At 69.2% G+C, this 17,339-nt stretch carries 17 protein-coding genes; all 17 read left to right on the forward strand.

The window, feature by feature from the left end; genetic code table 11:
- Nucleotides 1–10 precede the first annotated feature (10 nt).
- The 17 genes from fliS (at nt 11) to fliM (ending at nt 17,336) form a co-directional block, all read left to right on the forward strand.
- Nucleotides 11–403, forward strand: a complete 393-nt coding sequence (gene fliS, locus LA521A_RS15440; protein WP_281779745.1) for a flagellar export chaperone FliS — start codon at nt 11–13, stop codon at nt 401–403.
- On the forward strand, nt 400–705 hold the full coding sequence (locus tag LA521A_RS15445; RefSeq protein ID WP_281779746.1) for a hypothetical protein: 306 nt from the start codon (nt 400–402) through the stop codon (nt 703–705). The genes fliS and LA521A_RS15445 overlap by 4 nt, the downstream gene beginning before the upstream one ends.
- Entirely contained in the window at nt 702–1,265 is a 564-nt protein-coding gene (locus tag LA521A_RS15450) for a PilZ domain-containing protein (RefSeq protein ID WP_281779747.1), read from the forward strand. Before LA521A_RS15445 ends, LA521A_RS15450 begins: the two co-directional genes overlap by 4 nt.
- A 330-nt stretch (nt 1,266–1,595) precedes the next feature.
- The gene (locus LA521A_RS15455; protein ID WP_281782116.1) at nt 1,596–2,225 is read left to right on the forward strand and encodes a response regulator transcription factor; all 630 of its coding nucleotides are present in this window, start codon (nt 1,596–1,598) and stop codon (nt 2,223–2,225) included.
- 1,282 nt (nt 2,226–3,507) lie between these two features.
- Nucleotides 3,508–4,893, forward strand: a complete 1,386-nt coding sequence (gene rpoN, locus LA521A_RS15460) for an RNA polymerase factor sigma-54 (RefSeq protein ID WP_281779748.1) — start codon at nt 3,508–3,510, stop codon at nt 4,891–4,893.
- 7 nt (nt 4,894–4,900) lie between these two features.
- Complete coding sequence (locus tag LA521A_RS15465) at nt 4,901–5,284, forward strand: response regulator (protein WP_281779749.1); 384 nt, start codon at nt 4,901–4,903, stop codon at nt 5,282–5,284.
- Nucleotides 5,281–6,753 carry a sigma-54 dependent transcriptional regulator gene (locus LA521A_RS15470; protein WP_281779750.1) on the forward strand — a complete coding sequence of 491 codons (1,473 nt, stop codon included), beginning with the start codon at nt 5,281–5,283 and terminating at the stop codon, nt 6,751–6,753. The genes LA521A_RS15465 and LA521A_RS15470 overlap by 4 nt, the downstream gene beginning before the upstream one ends.
- Before the next feature lie 787 nt (nt 6,754–7,540).
- Nucleotides 7,541–7,804 (forward strand): hypothetical protein, encoded by a 264-nt coding sequence (locus LA521A_RS15475; RefSeq protein ID WP_281779751.1) that lies wholly within the window; start codon nt 7,541–7,543, stop codon nt 7,802–7,804.
- Between the two features lie 280 nt (nt 7,805–8,084).
- Nucleotides 8,085–8,462 (forward strand): flagellar hook-basal body complex protein FliE, encoded by a 378-nt coding sequence (fliE, locus tag LA521A_RS15480; protein ID WP_281779752.1) that lies wholly within the window; start codon nt 8,085–8,087, stop codon nt 8,460–8,462.
- A gap of 162 nt (nt 8,463–8,624) precedes the next feature.
- Nucleotides 8,625–10,322 carry a flagellar basal-body MS-ring/collar protein FliF gene (fliF, locus tag LA521A_RS15485; protein ID WP_281779753.1) on the forward strand — a complete coding sequence of 566 codons (1,698 nt, stop codon included), beginning with the start codon at nt 8,625–8,627 and terminating at the stop codon, nt 10,320–10,322.
- 10 nt (nt 10,323–10,332) lie between these two features.
- Nucleotides 10,333–11,319 carry a flagellar motor switch protein FliG gene (gene fliG, locus LA521A_RS15490; protein ID WP_281782117.1) on the forward strand — a complete coding sequence of 329 codons (987 nt, stop codon included), beginning with the start codon at nt 10,333–10,335 and terminating at the stop codon, nt 11,317–11,319.
- Between the two features lie 26 nt (nt 11,320–11,345).
- Entirely contained in the window at nt 11,346–11,948 is a 603-nt protein-coding gene (locus LA521A_RS15495) for a FliH/SctL family protein (RefSeq protein ID WP_281782118.1), read from the forward strand.
- Nucleotides 11,949–12,132: 184 nt separating this feature from the next.
- A complete protein-coding gene (gene fliI / locus LA521A_RS15500) occupies nt 12,133–13,530 on the forward strand; it encodes a flagellar protein export ATPase FliI (protein WP_281779754.1) in 1,398 nt (465 codons plus the stop codon).
- The gene (fliJ, locus tag LA521A_RS15505; RefSeq protein ID WP_281779755.1) at nt 13,527–13,970 is read left to right on the forward strand and encodes a flagellar export protein FliJ; all 444 of its coding nucleotides are present in this window, start codon (nt 13,527–13,529) and stop codon (nt 13,968–13,970) included. Before fliI ends, fliJ begins: the two co-directional genes overlap by 4 nt.
- Complete coding sequence (locus LA521A_RS15510; protein ID WP_281779756.1) at nt 13,970–15,259, forward strand: flagellar hook-length control protein FliK; 1,290 nt, start codon at nt 13,970–13,972, stop codon at nt 15,257–15,259. The genes fliJ and LA521A_RS15510 overlap by 1 nt, the downstream gene beginning before the upstream one ends.
- A 519-nt stretch (nt 15,260–15,778) precedes the next feature.
- The gene (locus LA521A_RS15515; RefSeq protein WP_281779757.1) at nt 15,779–16,273 is read left to right on the forward strand and encodes a flagellar basal body-associated FliL family protein; all 495 of its coding nucleotides are present in this window, start codon (nt 15,779–15,781) and stop codon (nt 16,271–16,273) included.
- A gap of 25 nt (nt 16,274–16,298) precedes the next feature.
- Nucleotides 16,299–17,336: a flagellar motor switch protein FliM gene (fliM, locus tag LA521A_RS15520; RefSeq protein WP_281782119.1), complete on the forward strand. Its 1,038-nt coding sequence runs from the start codon at nt 16,299–16,301 to the stop codon at nt 17,334–17,336.
- Nucleotides 17,337–17,339: the final 3 nt, after the last annotated feature.

Here is a 17,339-nt window from a genome sequence, read left to right on the forward strand (position 1 = left end):
AGACCTTCCCATGCTCGGCCACCGCAACTACGCCAACCAGTACCGCAGCACCGGCGTCAGCGCCGCCGTGCTGGAAGCCGATCCGCACCGTCTCGTCGCGCTCATGCTGTCCGGCGCGCGCGACCGCATCCGCCTGGCCGGCGCCTGCCTGGAACGCGGCGACATCCCGCGCAAGGCGAAGGCGATCAGCGACGCGAGCGGCCTGATCACCGGCCTCAACGGCGCGCTGAACCTGGAAGCCGGCGGCGAGATCGCGCAGGGCCTGCAGTCGCTGTACGACTACGCGCAGCAGCGCCTGCTCATCGCCAACAGCGACAACGACGCCGCGGCGCTGACCGAGGTGGATTCGCTGCTGGGCGACATCGAATCGGCGTGGCTGGCCATCGCGCCCAAGACCCCGTGACGCGCGCCGCCATGACGCCCGCCATTCCCGCGCTGCCCGAGGCCGATGTTCGCGCCGCGATGCACGCGCAGCAGTGGGAGCGCGCGTTCGAACTGCTCGCCGAACACGACCGCGCATTGCACCAGGCGCTGGCGTCGGCCGAACTCTCCACGCTGTCGGCCGAACCCTGGCGCGAATTGCTGGCGCAGCAGCACGCGCTGCTCGCCGACCTGGTGGTGATGCGCGACGAAACCGCGGCGATCCTCGCCCGCATGGGCCGCGAACGCCGTGGCGCGCTGGCGTACCGGAGCTTCGGCGGATGAACTGGCAGGCGGCCGAGGCGGAGCTGTTCGGGGACGTGCTGGTCCACCAGGACCGGCGCCCGGCGGCGTTCCTGCCCGGTTTCGCCGATACGCCCGCCGCGCACGTCGGCGTGGCGCGCGCGGAAATGCTGCTCACCTCGCTCGCGCTGAGCGAAAACGCACGCAGCGAGGGAGACGGCGACGATCACGCCGAACCCTCGTCCGCGCTGCAACGCGTGGAAGCCAAGATCGACCTGGTGCTGGGCCTGCTCGGCACCATGCTGCGCGAGCGCGGCGACCTCCCGCCGCCGACCGTGCTGCGCTGGTCCACGCGCGGCGCGCGCATCGACGTGCTCGGCGACGCGCTGGCGATCCGTCCCGGCGCGCGCGGCGTGCTGCGCGTGCAACCCGCCGACTGGTTGCCGGACTGCATCGAACTTCCGTCGCACGTGATCGCCGTGGAAGGCGCACGCGCGTGGCTCGCATTCGAACCGCTGTCGCCCAACCTCGCCGACGCACTGGAGCGCCACCTGTTCCGCCTCCACCGCAAGCAGGTGGCGGAGAGCCGGCGGCTGCGCTGATCGCGCCGGGCCCGATGCCGGGTCGAACCGTCATCCCGGCGAAGGCCGGGACCCAGGCCCGCACCGCATGGGCACTCCCTCATCGACCCGCCACGAGCCGAACGCGTGGAACATTCCGCGTCGCACCGCTGGCCGATCGCGAAAATAAATGCGACAGCCCTGACAAAAAGCGCCATACCACCCCGTCCGGTACCCCGCCGCACGGTGGAACATTTGTCAGACACGTCACATTCCCGAGGTGAACGAATGGTCCCTCCGCGTCACCTCGGCTAAGGTGCCCTGACGGAGAGTTGACGCTTTTTTGGGGAACGGAAGTTGGGCTCGGGGCTGTTGCGCGTACTGATCTGCGACGACCACACACTGGTTCGTGCCGGGCTACGGCGCCTGCTGGAATCGTTCGTCGACATCGAGGTCGTGGCCGAAGCCGCCAACGCGGACCAGGCCGTCGTGGGCTCGCGCCAGCACCGGCCGGACATCGTCCTGCTCGATCTCTCCATGCCCGGCCGCAGCGGCTTCGAGGCGCTGGTCGAATTGCGCCGCGACCATCCGGACTGCCGCGTCGTGGTGATGTCCATGCATGACGATCCCACCCACGTGCGCGAGGCCCTGGCCCGCGGCGCCAGCGGTTTCGTCGTCAAGGAAGCCGCGCCGGCCGAGCTGGAAATCGCCATCCGCGCCGCCGCCGCCGGCCGCACCTACCTCAGCCCGCAGGTCTCGGCCCCGCAACTGTTCGCGCGCCCGCGCAGCGAGGAAGGCGTCGACGCCCTGCCCCCGCGCCAGCGCGAGATCCTCGCCGCCCTCGGCGCCGGCCGCACCAGCAAGCAGATCGCGGCGGACCTCGGCATCAGCGTCAAGACCGTGGAAACCCACCGCGCCCGCATCATGGCCACCCTGGGCTGCCGGAACGCCATCGAACTGCTGCGCATGGCGATGCGGCTGCACGATCGGCCGGCAGGCTGAGCGGCGGCTGAGCCGGCGCGTCTTCGCCCGACGGGGCAGGTCATCGTCATCCCGGCAAGGGCGGCGGCAAAAAGCATTAACCCATCTGGCGCTTCGCTCTGTCTTCGCCTTCGCCCTTCGCGTTCGCCCGGGCTCGTCATTTCCGCGTAAGGCGCTTTCAATCGTCATCCCGGCGAACGCCGGGACCCAGGCCCGTAGCGCACGGCCACTCTCTTTGCTCTGGCTCGTCATTTCCGCGAAAGGCGCTTTTGATCGTCATCCCGGCGAATGCCGGGACCCAGGCCCGTAGCGCACGGGCACTCTCTTCGCGGTAAACCACGTCACCGTCGTTCCGGCGAAGCCAGGACCCAGGTCGGTAGGGCGCGGGCACTTTCTTTGCGGTAAACCACGTCACCGTCATCCCGGCGAACGCCGGGACCCAGGCCCGTAGCGCACGGCCACTCTCTTCGCGGTAAACCAAGTCACCGTCATTCCAGCGAAAGCTGGAACCCATTGAGCTTTTCGCCCTTCGCTCTTGCCTCTGCTCGTCATTCCCGCGAAGGCGGGAATCCAGGGACGTTTCATGCTTTACCGATGGCGTTTCCGCATCTGGGCGGTTAGCGACGAACAACAGCAACAGCAAAATTCTTCGTCTGAAGTGCTGGCGTCAAAGCGTGGAAAGTCCCTGGATCCCCGCCTTCGCGGGGATGACGATCAAGAGCAGGGGCAGCAGCAAGAGCGAGTGCGAGTGCGAGAGCAAGAGCAAAAGCAAAAATGGGTTCCAGCTTTCGCTGGAATGACGGTGGGGAGGTTTGCCGCCATGGGAGTGCCCGTGCGCTACGGGCCTGGGTCCCAGCTTTCGCTGGAAAGACGGTGGTGTGGCTCGCCGCCATGGGAGTGCCCGTGCGCTATGGGCCTGGGTCCCGGCGTTCGCCGGGATGACGATCAAGAGCGAAGCACGACGCCTGCATCCCACCTCGATCCCCACCCTCACCGCCCACCCTCACCACCCCCCTCTGGCCCACCCCTTGCAGTTCCCCCGCAACGCCACGAACCCGACGCGCGCCGCCGCCAATTCCTCGTCACAAACCCCAACAGTGACGACGATCTCCGTGCCCCTGCGCGTCACAGCCTGACGCGCGCGAACAGCCCCAGTCAGAAACACGTCGCAAAGTAGGGCATGCCCTTACAAACCGACAGGAATTCCCCGGCTTTTGTCCGGGAACGCCCCGATTCGTTTGCCGTCACCTTCACATCACGATGACGTTCGTGGCCGCCGGCTCCGGCGGATGGGGACACAAACGTGAAAGCAACGATGAGCCCGAAGCTCGGGCTGGGCGTCAACCTGACGCCGCAACTGCTGCAGTCGATCCGCCTGTTGCAGCTCACCGCGCCGCAGCTCGAACTCGAGCTCGCCCAGGCGCTGGAGCGCAACCCGCTGCTCGAGCAGGACGAAGCCGAGGACGAGGGGGTCGACCCGGCGACGGACGCGCAGCAGGACGCCGCCGCATGGGACGAGCTTCCGGAGCCGTCGTTCCTTTCCGGTGGCAACGGCGGCGGCGAGTTCGACGACGATGCGGCTGCGCGGATCGCCGACGGGGAATCGAGCGATCCGCGCGTGCGCCTGCTGCAGTCGCTGTCGCTGCAGTGGAACGCGCGCGACGTCGAACTGGCCGCGTGGTGGCTGGACCAGTGCGACGACCGCGGCTACCTGGAAGCCCCGCTCGACGAGCTGCACCTGCTCGGCGCCAGCTCCTGCAACGTCGATGCCACGGAGCTGGAAATCGTCCGCCAGCGCCTGCTCCACGGCGAATGGGCGGGCGTCGCCGCGCGCGATGCCGCCGAATGCCTCGCCGCGCAGCTTTCGATGCAGCCCGAATCGGCCGCCCGCACGCTCGCCGCGCGCATCCTCAAGGACCACATCGACCTGCTCGCGATGCACGACGAAGCCGCGCTCGCGAAGGTGCTGCGCGCCGACGCCGCCGACGTGCGCGACGCCGTGGCGCTGATCCTCACGCTGCGCGCGCATCCCATCCGCGACGCCGCCGTCAGCGAGCGCGACATCGTGGTGCCCGACGTCGTCGCCTGGCGCGCCGATGGCCGCTGGCACGTCGCGCTCAACTCGCGCACCGCCCCGCGCCTGCGCATCGCGCCGCATTGCGAACGCGCGCTCGCCGACGCGCCGGGCGACGTGTCCGCGCTGCGCGGGCTGCTCGACGAAGCCCGCTGGCTGGTGCGCGGCGTGGCGATGCGCAACGACACGCTGCTGCGCACCACGCAGGTGCTGGTCGATCGCCAGCGCGCGTTCCTGGAACGCGGCGAGGAAGCCATCGCGCCGCTGACGCTGCGCGAGGTCGCCGACGCCATCGGCATGCACGAATCCACCGTCTCGCGCATCACCAGCGGCAAGTACCTGCAGACGCCGCGCGGGACGATCGAACTCAAGCGCCTGTTCGCCGTGCGCCTGGAAGGCGCCGAGGTGTCCGGCAGCGCGGTCAAGGCCATGGTCAAGCGCCTGATCGACGACGAACCGGCGCACGCGCCGCTGGCCGACGACACCATCGCCGGCCTGCTCGCCCGCCAGGGCGTGCGCGTGGCGCGTCGCACCGTCGCCAAGTACCGTGACCAGCTGGCCATCGCGCCGGCGCGCCAGCGCCGCCGCCCGGTCACCTACGCCAAGGCCGGTTGAAACCATCATGCGTGAACTGCGAATCCTCATCGTCGACGACCATCCGGGCTTCATCAGCGCGGCCATCCGCCATCTGCGCAAGCAGCCGTGGGCGAATGTCGTCGGCACCGCCGGCAACGGCATCGAAGCCATCACCCAGTGCGAGACGCTGCGTCCGGACGTGGTGCTGATGGACATGGCGATGCCGGAGATGGGGGGCCTGCAGGCCGCGCGCCTGATCAAGGCGCAGGACGAACCCCTGCCCTACATCGTCATCGCCAGTCATTTCGACGACACCGAGCACCGCGAGCACGCCCTGCGCGCCGGCGCCGATGCCTTCGTCAGCAAGCTTGCCTACATCCAGGACGTGCTCCCGCTGCTGGAGCGCCTGGCTTCGGAAGACACCCCATGAGCGAGTCCCGCATCCTCCTGATCGACACCGACATGGCGCGCGCCGAACGCGTCGCCACGCTGCTGGAGTTCATGGATTTCACCCCGCGCATCGCCAGCGACGCCAGCGAGATCAACCTCGATCGCGCGCGCGCCACCGACTGGGTCGCCGTCATCGCCGGCGATACGTCGGGCGATACGCAGGCGTGGGAGCGTTTCGCCGCATGGCTGGGTTCGCACCCGATGCATCCGCCGGTGCTGGAACTGCCGGGCCATGCCGACAACGCCGCATGGCGCGTGCAGCTGCATCCGGACCAGGTGTGGGCGCTGGATTACCCGATCCGTCGCACGCAGCTGCAGGACGTGCTGCGTCGCGCCAGCCTCAAGCGTCTGGACGACGACGCGCGGCGCGAGATCCCGCAGGTCGGCCCGACCGGCCGCAGCGCCGCCGTGCTGCGTTTGAACCGCATGATCGACCAGGTCGCGAACTTCGACACGACCGTGCTGATTCTGGGCGAATCCGGCACCGGCAAGGAAGTCGCCGCGCGCGCGATCCACGCACGTTCCAAGCGTCGCGAGAAGCCGTTCGTGGCGATCAACTGCGGCGCGATCCCGCCGGATCTGCTGGAAAGCGAACTGTTCGGCCACGAGAAGGGCGCCTTCACCGGCGCGCTGACGCAGCGCAAGGGCCGTTTCGAAATGGCCGAAGGCGGCACGCTGCTGCTGGACGAAATCGGCGACATGCCGATGGCGATGCAGGTGAAGCTGCTGCGCGTGCTGCAGGAGCGCTGCTTCGAGCGCGTCGGCGGCGGCGCGACGATGAAGTGCGACGTGCGCGTGATCGCCGCGACGCACCGCAACCTGGAATCGCACATCGCCGAAGGCAAATTCCGCGAGGACCTGTTCTACCGCCTCAACGTGTTCCCCATCGAGATGCCGTCGCTGCGCGAGCGCGCGGCGGACCTGCCGGACCTGATCAACGCCATCTCGCGCCAGCTCTCCGACAGTGGCCGCGGCCGCGTGAACCTCGCCGGCGATGCGGTCGCGATGCTCCAGCAGTACGCGTGGCCGGGCAACGTGCGCGAGCTGAGCAACCTGCTGGAACGCCTGTCGGTGCTGCATCCCAACGGCCTGGTGCGCGCCGACGACCTGCCCGCGCGTTACCGCTGCACGCTGCCGGCCGAAACGCTGGCGTCGATCGATGCCATCCAGCCGGAAGAACCCGCGCCGGTGATGGCGCTGATGCGCGAGGCACAAGCGCCGGACCCGTCGACCCTGTCGCCGACCACGACGCTTCCGCCGCAGGGCATCGACCTGCGCGGGCACATCGCGAACATCGAACTGGACCTGATCCGCGCCGCCCTGGCGCAGACCGGCGGCGTCGTCGCCCACGCCGCCCCGCTGCTCGGCCTGCGCCGCACCACGCTGGTGGAAAAGCTGCGCAAGTACGGCATCGAGCGCGACACGATGGAGCTGGCGGGGGAGTTCTGATTCGTGTTTTGCAGAAGCCGGAGTGTTAGCGCTCGCGTTTTTGCTGTCCGTGATTCGTGATTCGTGATTCGTGATTGTGACTCGTGACTCGTGACTCGTGACTCGTGACTCGTGACTCGTGACTCGTGACTCGTGACTCGTGATTCGTGATTCGTGATTCGTGATTCGTGATTCGTGATTCGTGATTCGGGATTCGGGAATTGGGAATTGGGAATTGGGAATTGAACAGCTTCGTCATCCCGGCGAAGGCCGGGACCCAGGCCCGTAACACGCGGGAACTCCCATCCCCGGTGAACCACTTCACCGTCATTCCAGCGAATGCTGGAACCCATTTTGATCTTCGGCCCGAACGCAAAGCAGGCATCGCGGGCGCCCGCGTTGACGCTCTGCCGACCCTCACCCCAACCCCTCTCCAGGGAGAGAGGGGCTTGAATACCGTCATTCCAGCGAACGCTGGAACCCGTGCGCTCTCGGCTTTTCATCGTCATCCCGGCGAAGGCCGGGGCCCAGCCCCGTAACGCGCGGGTACGCCCATCCCGCTGAACCACTTCACCGTCATTCCAGCGAAAGCTGGAACCCATCTGATCTTCGGCCCGAACGCAAAGCAGGCATCGCGCGCGCCCGCGTTGACGCTCTGCCGACCCTCACCCCAACCCCTCTCCCGGGGGAGAGGGGCTTGAACATCGTCATTCCAGCGAACGCTGGAACCCGTGCGCTCTCGGCTTTTCCTCGTCATCCCGGCGAAGGCCGGGACCCAGGCCCGTAACGCGCGGGCACTCCCTTTCCGGTGAACCTCTTCACCGTCATTCCAGCCAAAGCTGGAACCCATTTGTTGTGCGACGGCGAAAGCCCCCGGGTGCGCTCCGCTTACCCGGGCTACAAGAGCCGCGGCGCTTTGCGGTTTCGGTTGCAGCTGTTGTTGCTGTTGGTGCTGCTGTTTTTGCCGCCTATTGCTGTTGATCAAGGACGGAGCGAAGCGACAAGAGCACGGGCGGCAGCAAGCGCGGAGCAGGAGCAACATCAAGATGGGTTCCAGCTTTCGCTGGAATGACGGTGGGGTGGTTTGCCGGAGCGGGAGTGCCCTTGCGCGATCGGCCTGGGTCCCGGCCTTCGCCGGGATGACGGTGAGAGTGGTTCGCGGACATGAGAGTGCCCCGGCCGCGCGGCGGCGTCCTACGCAACGCGCGCCATGCCCACCATGGCCGCATCAACAACCCGGACGCCGGAATCGCGTCACCGCCCCGAGGCCTGCGCCAGAAACCCGTTCATGAACCCGTGGCACGGCGCTTGCCTGTATCGGTCAGGACGACCTGGGTAGCACGCCACGGACCATGACCGACGCCATCTCTTCCATCCTGTCGCAGATCCGCGCGCACGAGATGCGCATGCGCGGGCCGGACGCCGCGCCGGGTAACGCCATTGCCCCGTCGGCGCTCGCGCCGGGGGCGGCATCGGGTGCGCCGGGTGCCGTCGGTGGCGCCGGCGCGCCGGGATTCCAGCAGACGCTGAGCAACGCGATCGACAGCGTGAGCCGCGCGCAGAACACCTCCGGCGCGTTGCAGCAGGCGTTCGAACTGGGCGATCCGCGCGCCGACCTCGCCCGCGTCATGGTCGCCATGCAGCAGTCGCAGGTCGCCTTCCGCGCCACGGTCGAAGTCCGCAACCGCCTGGTGCAGGCCTACCAGGACGTGATGAATATGCCGGTGTGATTTTCGTGATTGGTGATTCGTGATTCGTGATTCGCGAAAGCACCAGCCGACACGCCGGATTCCACCGAATACCCAACCGTCGCCGTCCGAATCACGAATCACGAATCACCAATCACGAATCACGACTCGTCCACCACGAATCACCCATCACGAATCACACCCATGGCCGTCATCACCCTCCCCAACCAATCCAAGCTGCGCGAACTGCGCGGGCTGCAGGACATTCCGGTCGTGCGGCAGCTGGGGCTGTTCGCGCTGGTGGCGGCGGTCATCGCGCTGGGGCTGTGGATGTTCTTCTGGACGCAGAAGCCGGATTACGTGCCGGTGTTCGCCGGGCTCGACCCGAAGTCCACCAGCGAAGCGTCCGAGCTTCTGACCACCGCGCAGATCCCGTTCCGCATCGATCCGGGTTCCGGCGCGCTCGCCGTCCCGCAGGACCAGCTCGGCAACGCGAAGCTCGCGCTCGCCGCGGCCGGCCTGCCGGCGAAGACCGATTCGGGCTTCGACGCCATCAAGGGCGACCAGGGCTTCGGCACCAGCCAGTTCATCGAGAACGCGCGCTACCAGCACGCGCTGGAAGCCGAACTCGCCCGCACCATCGCCAACCTGCGCCCCGTGCGCGAGGCGCGCGTGCACCTGGCGATGCCCAAGCCGTCGGCGTTCACGCGGCAGAAGGAGCCGGCCAGCGCGTCGGTCGTCCTGCAGCTGCACAGCGGCGCGGCGCTGGAACAGGGCCAGGTCGACGCCATCGTGCACCTGGTCGCATCGAGCATCCCCGGCCTGCCGCCGGAGCGCGTCACCGTGGTCGACCAGTACGGCCGCATGCTGTCGAACGTCGATCCGGATTCCGACGCCGCCATCAGCGCCAAGCAGTTCGACCAGCAGCATCGCCTGGAAGCCACCTACGTCCAGCGCATCCACGAACTGCTCGAACCGATGACCGGCAACGGCCGCGTCAGCGCGCAGGTCAGCGTGGACATGGACTTCGCGCAGACCGAAGAGGCGCGCGAGGTCTACGGCCCGCAGCAGCCGATGATCCGCAGCGAGCAGCTGTCCGAATCCAGCGCCGGCGGCAACAACGCGCCGCAGGGCGTGCCGGGCAGCGCGAGCAACACGCTGGCCGCCGCGCCGCCGGCGAACGCCGCACCCAATGCGAACGCTTCCAACGCCGCCGCCGTCGCGCAGCAACAGCAGCAGGCCGCGCCGAACGGGCCGTCCTCGCGCAGTTCGGTGCGCAACTACGAGATCGACCGCACGCTGACGCACACGCGCCAGGGTCCGGGCCGCGTGCGCCGCGTCACCGCCGCGGTGCTGGTGGACAACGTGCCGGCGGCGATCGGCAAGGACGGCAAGCCGTCGCTGCGTTCGCTCAACGATGCCGAACTCAAGCGCATCGAGTCGCTGGTGCAGCAGGCGATCGGCTTCGATACGCAGCGCGGCGACGCGGTGTCGGTGGTCAACGCGCCGTTCGCCCGCGACATCGCCGCGCTCGGCGAGGAAGACAAGGCGCCGCTGTGGGAGCACCCGCGCGCGATGGAATTCCTGCGCATCGTGGTCGGCGGCCTCGCGGTACTGGCCCTGATCCTGTTCGTGCTGCGCCCGATGTTCCGCCAGCTCATGGGCGCAAGGCCCGAGCAGAAGAAGAACAGGAAGGCGCTCGCCGAAGCCACCGTCGTCCCGGTGGAGGACGAGGAGATTTCCGTCGCGCTCTCCGCGCCCGCGCAGGACGCGCCGCCGCCGGCGCTGCCGCCGGGCACGATGAGCTTCGACGACAAGCTGGAAGTGGCGCGCGCCGCGGTGAGCAACGACTCCAAGCGTGTGGCGCAGGTGGTGCGCGAGTGGGTGGAATCCGATGCCTGATACGACCGGTCTGAGTGGCGTGCAACGCGCCGCGGTGGTGCTGCTCTCGCTGGGCGAGGCGCAGGCCGCCGAGGTGCTCAAGCACATGAGCGCCAAGGAAGTGCAGAAGCTCGGCGTCGCGATGACCTCGGTCAGCGGCGTCTCGCGCGACGCCGTGGGCAAGGTGATCGACCAGTTCGTCGACACGCTCGCGCAGCCCAGCGGGCTGGGCGCCGGCGCCGACGAATACGTGCGCGCGGTGCTGGTGCAGGCGCTCGGCGAGGAACGCGCGAGCGGCCTGATCGACCGCATTCTGCTGGGCCGCAACACGTCCGGCCTGGACACGCTGAAGTGGATGGAGCCGCGCGCGATCGCCGACCTCGTCCGCAACGAACACCCGCAGATCATCGCCATCGTGATGGCGCACCTGGAAAGCGACCAGGCGGCCGAAGCGCTCAAGTGCCTGCCCGACCGCGTGCGCGCCGACGTGCTGCTGCGCATCGCCACGCTCGACGGCATCCCGCCCAACGCGCTGAACGAACTCAACGACGTCATGGCGCGCCAGTTCGCCGGCGCGCAGAACCTGAAGTCGTCCTCCGTCGGCGGCGTGAAGGTCGCGGCGAACATCCTCAACTTCATGGATTCGGGCCAGGACGAGCAGATCCTCGGCGCCATCGGCGAAGTCGACGGCGAGCTGGGCGTGCGCATCCGCGACCTGATGTTCGTCTTCGACAACCTCGCCGAGATCGACGACCGCGCGATGCAGGCCATCCTGCGCGAAGTGCCCAACGACAAGCTCTCCGTCGCGCTGCGCGGCGCCGAGGCGAAGGTGCGCGAGAAGATCACCTCCAACATGTCGCAGCGCGCGGCCGAAATCCTCGTGGAAGACATGGAGGCGCGCGGCCCGGTGCGCCTGGCTGAAGTCGAGGCGGCGCAGAAGGAAATCCTGTCGATGGTCCGCAAGATGGCCGACGCCGGCACGATCCAGCTGGCGGCGAAGGCCGAGGCGTTCGTATGAGCCTGACGGCGTCGTGGAACACCGAAATGGCCGGCGCCGTGCGCTGGACCGCGCCGGGGCTGGAGCCGGTCGAACCGGAGCCGATCGTCGAACTTCCGCCGCCGCCGAGCGTGGAGGAGTTGCAGGCGATCGAGCAGGCCGCGCACGAACAGGGTTACGCCGACGGCCTCGCGCGCGGCCACGCGGAAGGGTTCGCGACGGGCCAGGCCGAAGTGCGCCGGCTGGTCGCGCAGATCGAGGGCATCCTCGACGGCTTCACGCGGCCGCTCGCGCGCCTGGACGATGAAGTGTCGGAGGCGCTCGCCGAACTGGCCGTGCGCGTGGCCGGCTCGCTCATCGGCCCGGCGTACACGGCCGATCCGTCGCTGCTCGCCGACCTGGTGCGCGAGGCGCTGGACGCGGTCGGCACCAGCCAGCGCGGCGTCGAACTGCGCCTGCATCCGGACGACATGGGCGTGCTGTATCCGCACCTCGCCGGCCTGGACGGCGTGCGCTTCACCAACGACAGCACGCTGGCGCGCGGCGAACTGCGCGTGCACAGCGAAAGCGTGCGCATCGACGGCACGCTGGCGGCGCGGTTGCAGGCGGCGCTGGAGAGCACGATCGCGGCGCATGGGGCGGTGCGGTGAAGCCGCCTGCGAAGCCTCGCTCTTGTAGCCCGGGTAAGGCCGAAGGCCGCACCCGGGGCAACGGCTCCGGAGACGTGCGCCCCGGGTGCGCTCCGCTTACCCGGGCTACAAACGCATTTGACTCCCTCGCCTGCTTGCAGGGGAGGGAGCAGAAGCTTCGGCCCGCTTCTTGCACAGCCCAGGCATGACCACCCCCGCCTCCCACTGGCAGGACGCCCGCAACCTCCGCCTCGCCGCGCGCCTGGGCGCTGCCTCGTCGCAGCCGCTCTCGATGGGCCTCGCGCGCGAAGGCGTGCTGCGTCGCGCCGTCGGCCTCACGCTCGAAGCCTCCGGCTGCAGCGCGCCGCTGGGCTCGCGCTGCCGCGTGGAAACCCAGGGCGGCGTGTGGGTCGACGCGGAAGTCGTGGGTTTCTCCGGCGACCGCACCTTCCTCATGCCCAGCGCGCACCTGGAAGGCCTGCTGCCGAACGCGCGCGTCGTGCCCTCGCGCCAGCGCGGTGAAGTCGCGGTGGGCGAGGGCCTGCTCGGCCGCGTGATCGACAGCGACGGCGTGCCGCTCGACGGCCGCGGCCCGATCCGCGCCGAAAGCTGGGTCGGCCTGGCCGGCAAGTCCGTCAATCCGCTGATGCGCGAACCGATCACGCGTTCGCTCGACGTCGGCGTGCGCGCCATCAACGCGCTGCTGCCCATCGGCCGCGGCCAGCGCGTGGGCCTGTTCGCCGGTTCCGGCGTCGGTAAATCCACGCTGCTGGGCATGATGACCCGCTTCACCGCCGCCGACGTCATCGTCGTCGGGCTCATCGGCGAACGAGGCCGCGAAGTGCGCGATTTCGTCGAAGCCACGCTCGGCGAGGAAGGCCTGCGTCGCGCCGTCGTGGTCGCCGCGCCCGCCGACCGCCCGCCGCTCGCCCGACTGCACGGCGCGCTGCGCGCCACCGCCATCGCCGAGTGGTACCGCGACCAGGGCCTGCACGTATTGCTGCTGATGGATTCGCTGACCCGCTACGCGCATGCGCAGCGCGAGATCGGCCTGTCGGTGGGCGAGCCGCCGACCACGCGCGGTTATCCGCCCAGCGTGTTCGCCAAGCTGCCCGCGCTGGTCGAACGCGCGGGCAACGGCGCCGACGGGCGCGGTTCGATCACCGCGTTCTACACCGTGCTCACCGAAGGCGACGACCAGCAGGAACCCATCGCCGACGCCGCGCGCGCGATCCTCGACGGCCACATCGTGCTGACGCGCCGCATCGCCGACGCCGGCCAGTACCCGGCCATCGACGTGGAAGTGTCGGTGAGCCGCGTGATGCAGGACATCACCGACGCGCCGTGGCGCGAGCGCATCCGCAAGCTCAAGCGCCTGATGTCGGCCTACAACGCACAGCGCGACCTCATCGCCATCGGCGCGTACCAGCGCGGCAACGACCCGGTCGTCGACGAAGCGCTGGCGCGCTGGCCGGCGATCCTGAATTTCCTCGGGCAGGACGTGAGCGAAGCCGCCGACGTGGCGGCCAGTCGCGATGCGCTCGCCCGACTGCTCGACGATGTCCGTGAACCCACTGTCGCTCGCACGACGGAGACCGTATGACCCGCTCGCAACGCCTCGATCCCCTGCTCAACCTGATGCAGCAGCGCCAGGACGCCGCCGCGCGCGAGGTCGCCGAACGCGACCGCCAGCTCGCCGAGCAGGAACAACGCCTGGACGCGCTGCGCCGCTACGCCGAGGAATACGCGATCACGCCGAACGAGGCGACCATCGCGCCGGCGCTGCTCGCCAACCGCATCGCCTTCCGCGCGAAGCTTGAAACCGCGGTGGACCAGCAGACGCGCATCGTCGATTCGAGCCGGCAGAACCGCGACGTCGAGCGCACGCGCCTGATGCTCGCCAGCCGCGACAACAAGGTGCTGGAGAAGCTGGCCGACAGCTACCGCGCGCAGGAATCGCGCGTGGCCGAACAGCGCGTGCAGCGCGAACTGGACGACCTGGGCGGCCGACGCCGCGCCAACGGCGGCGACGGAGCGGAGTGATGCAGGCGTTCGACGCCCTCTTCGGCGGGCAGCGCGCGGGTTCGGCGCGCGACACTTCTTCCGGACCGTCGCGCGTGTCGAACGCGCACGATGACGCCAACGCCTCCGGCGGATTCGACCGGATGCTGCAGGGCGCGCGCGGCGCGACGTCGAGTCCGGCGTCGCGCACGACCGACGCCTCAACGCAAGCCAAACAGAACGAGGCGAAGCCGCGCGATGCGGGTGCGCCGCGTGCGTCGGAGGACGCGCGTTCGTCCGACGAGAGCAAATCCGCCGAAGCCAGGCCGAAGGACGATGCCCGCGACACCACGCGTGCGGAATCCAGGGACGACGCGCCGCGCGAGACGGCCGGCGCGAAGGACGAGGCCGACGCATCGGCTTCGACCACGGACGAAGCGGCGCCTGCCGGGGGCGATACGAACGCGGCCACCGCGGCCGCGACGAACGACGCCGCGACGCCGCCGCTTCCCGAGCAGATGCTGGCGTTGCTCAACGGCCTGGCGGGCGCGAGCACCGCTCCCGCCGCGAACGCTTTCGCCGTGGCCACCGAAGCGCAGCCGCCGGCCCTGCTGCGTGGCGTGGCCGTGGCGACCGCTTCCGATCCCCGCGGCGGCAATGCGGCCGCACCGGTACTGCCGACGCTGCCCGGCGCGCAAATCGCTGCGGCGGCGCCGACCGAGGGCGATGCCACGGCGGCCTTCGCGATGGCGATGGGCGCGGCGGCATCGGCCGACACGAAGGCGACCGACGCACCGGACGCGACGCTGGATTCGACGGCCATCGGCGACACGACGCCGACCGCGCCGCTGTCGGTCTCGACGATGAGCAGCCATCCGCTGCGCGCAGCCGCCGCGGCGGTGCAGGCGAACGCGCCGATCCCGCTGGACAACGGCTTCGACGACGGCTTCTCCTCGCGCATCGCGTGGCTGGCGGACCAGAAGGTCGGCCACGCCGAAATCCGCATCACGCCGGATCACCTGGGCGCGATCGACGTGCGGCTGCAGATCGACGGCAACCGCGTGAACGCCGAATTCAACAGCGCCCAGCCCGACGTGCGCCACGCGCTGGAATCCAGCCTGCCGCGGCTGAAGGAAATGCTCGGCCAGCAGGGTTTGCAGCTGGGCCAGGCGGACGTGGGGCAGCGGCAGACGCAGCAGCAGGGTTCGAACGGTTCGGCCTCGCCGTCGTTCGCCAGTGGGGACCAGCGCGGTGATGCGGCCAGCGACGCGGGCTGGACGCGCGGCCCGACGGTCCGGGCGTCGCGCGGGTTGCTGGACGAGTACGCATAAGGGGGCTGTCGGGAGTCTGACGCCGCACCTCCGTCAAAACCCCGACGCGGCTCTTGAGCCCCTCTCCCATCGGGAGAGGGGTGGGGGTGAGGGGCAACGAAGCCGTAGCGCTCGAACTGCCGTGCGTTGCAAGGCTAGTTTTTTCCTTCTTCCCGATAGGAAGAGCACGCAACAACGACCTGCGCCATTCCCACTACGCCGACCCTCACCCCAACCCCTCTCCCGGAGGGAGAGGGGCTAAAACCGTGCGATCGGTGGCGCCACCACTACGCCGCCCCTCACCCCAACCCCTCTCCCGGAGGGAGAGGGGCTAAAACCGCGCGATCGTTGACGCCGACACTCCGCCGCCCCTCACCCCACCCCTCTCCCGGAGGGAGAGGGGCTAAAACCGTGCGATCGGTGGCACCGTCACTTCGCCCCCCCTCACCCCAACCCCTCTCCCGCAGAGAGAGGAGCTCAAACCCACCGGCACACGCTTTGCACGGACACGGCATCCCCATCACGCCGAGTTCCACCGCAATGTCCAAGCCTGCCGCCCAAGCCGCTCCGCCCGCGCCCAAGAGCAACAACCTCGCGCTGTGGATCCTGATCGCCCTGCTGGCGGTCGGCCTGGCCGGTGCCGGCGCGTTCTGGTTCCTGCAGGGCCGTGGCGGCGGCGAAGCGCACGCCGACAAACCCGAACCCGCCGCCGCGCAGCCGGCGCGTTACTACGCGCTGGAGCCGGCGTTCGTGGTGAACCTCGCCGACACCTCCTCGGTGCGCTACCTGCAGGCCGACGTCCAGGTCATGACGCGCGATGAAGCCACCGGCGCGGCGCTGGAACTGCACACGCCCGCCATCCGCAACCGCCTGTTGCTCCTGTTCGGGCAGCAGACCGCCGCCCAGCTCGCGCAGCGCTCGGCCAAGGAACGCCTGCAGCAGCAGGCGCTGGCCGAAGTGCGCGGCGTGCTGAAGGCCGAACGCGCGCCCGACAAGGTCGAAGCCGTGTTCTTCACCAGCCTGGTCACGCAGTAACCACCGCCGGAGCGCGACTTCGATGATGACCGACCTGCTTTCACAGGACGAGATCGACGCCCTCCTCCACGGCGTGGACAGCGGCGCGGTCGAGACCGAGCCGCCGCCGGCGCCGGGCGAGGCGCGCAATTACGACTTCGCCAGCCAGGACCGCATCGTCCGCGGCAAGCTGCCGACGCTGGAGATGATCAACGAGCGCTTCGCGCGCACCTGGCGCATCGGCCTGTTCAACCTGCTGCGCCGCTCGGCGGACCTGTCGGTGCGCGGCATCGACCTGATCCGCTTCGGCGAGTACATGCACTCGCTGCAGGTGCCGACCAACCTCAACCTGGTGAAGATGAAGCCGCTGCGCGGCACCGCGCTGGTGATGTTCGAACCGCGCCTGGTGTTCACCGTGGTGGACAACTTCTTCGGCGGTTCGGGCAAGTACCACACGCGCATCGAAGGCCGCGAGTTCACGCCGACGGAAATGCGCGTGATCCAGCTGCTGCTCAAGCAGACCTTCGCCGACCTGGTGGATGCCTGGGCGCCGGTGATGCCGGTGGAGTTCGAATACCTCAACTCCGAGGTCAACCCGCACTTCGCCAACATCATCAGCCCGCGCGAATACATCGTGGTGTGCCGCTTCCACGTCGAACTGGAAGGCGGCGGCGGCGAGTTCCACGTGTCCTTCCCCTACGCGATGCTCGAACCGATCCGCGAGCAGCTCGACGCGGGCGTGCAGAGCGACCGCATCGAGCGCGACGAAAGCTGGACGGTGGCGCTGCGCTCGCAGCTGCACGACGCGGAGATCGAGCTGTCCAGCGTGCTGGCGCAGCGCTCGATCAGCCTGCGCGACCTGTGCCGGCTGCGCGTGGGCGACGTGATTCCGATCGAACTGCCCGGCACCGCGACGCTGAAGGTCGAGCAGATGCCGCTGTTTTCCGGCGAATTCGGCACGCACAACGGCCGCAACGCCATCAAGGTCAACGCCGTGCACGCGGTCCGCAGCGCGCCGGTGTTCGACCCGCACAACCCGAACCAACTCGACACCATCAGCGCCAACGCGCTCACCCAGGCCTGACCG

Origin of the sequence: Lysobacter auxotrophicus (assembly GCF_027924565.1) — a bacterium.
Classification (GTDB): Bacteria; Pseudomonadota; Gammaproteobacteria; order Xanthomonadales; family Xanthomonadaceae; genus Lysobacter_J; species Lysobacter_J auxotrophicus.

Bases quoted from the DNA above. Each gene is read 5' to 3' on its own strand.
- fliE (WP_281779752.1), top strand. From the start codon at position 8,085: ATGACCGACGCCATCTCTTCCATCCTGTCGCAGATCCGCGCGCACGAG.
- LA521A_RS15470 (WP_281779750.1), top strand. From the start codon at position 5,281: ATGAGCGAGTCCCGCATCCTCCTGATCGACACCGACATGGCGCGCGCC.
- LA521A_RS15450 (WP_281779747.1), top strand. From the start codon at position 702: ATGAACTGGCAGGCGGCCGAGGCGGAGCTGTTCGGGGACGTGCTGGTC.
- LA521A_RS15510 (WP_281779756.1), top strand. From the start codon at position 13,970: ATGCAGGCGTTCGACGCCCTCTTCGGCGGGCAGCGCGCGGGTTCGGCG.
- fliJ (WP_281779755.1), top strand. From the start codon at position 13,527: ATGACCCGCTCGCAACGCCTCGATCCCCTGCTCAACCTGATGCAGCAG.
- fliS (WP_281779745.1), top strand. From the start codon at position 11: ATGCTCGGCCACCGCAACTACGCCAACCAGTACCGCAGCACCGGCGTC.
- fliI (WP_281779754.1), top strand. From the start codon at position 12,133: ATGACCACCCCCGCCTCCCACTGGCAGGACGCCCGCAACCTCCGCCTC.
- LA521A_RS15495 (WP_281782118.1), top strand. From the start codon at position 11,346: ATGGCCGGCGCCGTGCGCTGGACCGCGCCGGGGCTGGAGCCGGTCGAA.
- LA521A_RS15515 (WP_281779757.1), top strand. From the start codon at position 15,779: ATGTCCAAGCCTGCCGCCCAAGCCGCTCCGCCCGCGCCCAAGAGCAAC.
- fliF (WP_281779753.1), top strand. From the start codon at position 8,625: ATGGCCGTCATCACCCTCCCCAACCAATCCAAGCTGCGCGAACTGCGC.
- fliM (WP_281782119.1), top strand. From the start codon at position 16,299: ATGACCGACCTGCTTTCACAGGACGAGATCGACGCCCTCCTCCACGGC.
- LA521A_RS15465 (WP_281779749.1), top strand. From the start codon at position 4,901: ATGCGTGAACTGCGAATCCTCATCGTCGACGACCATCCGGGCTTCATC.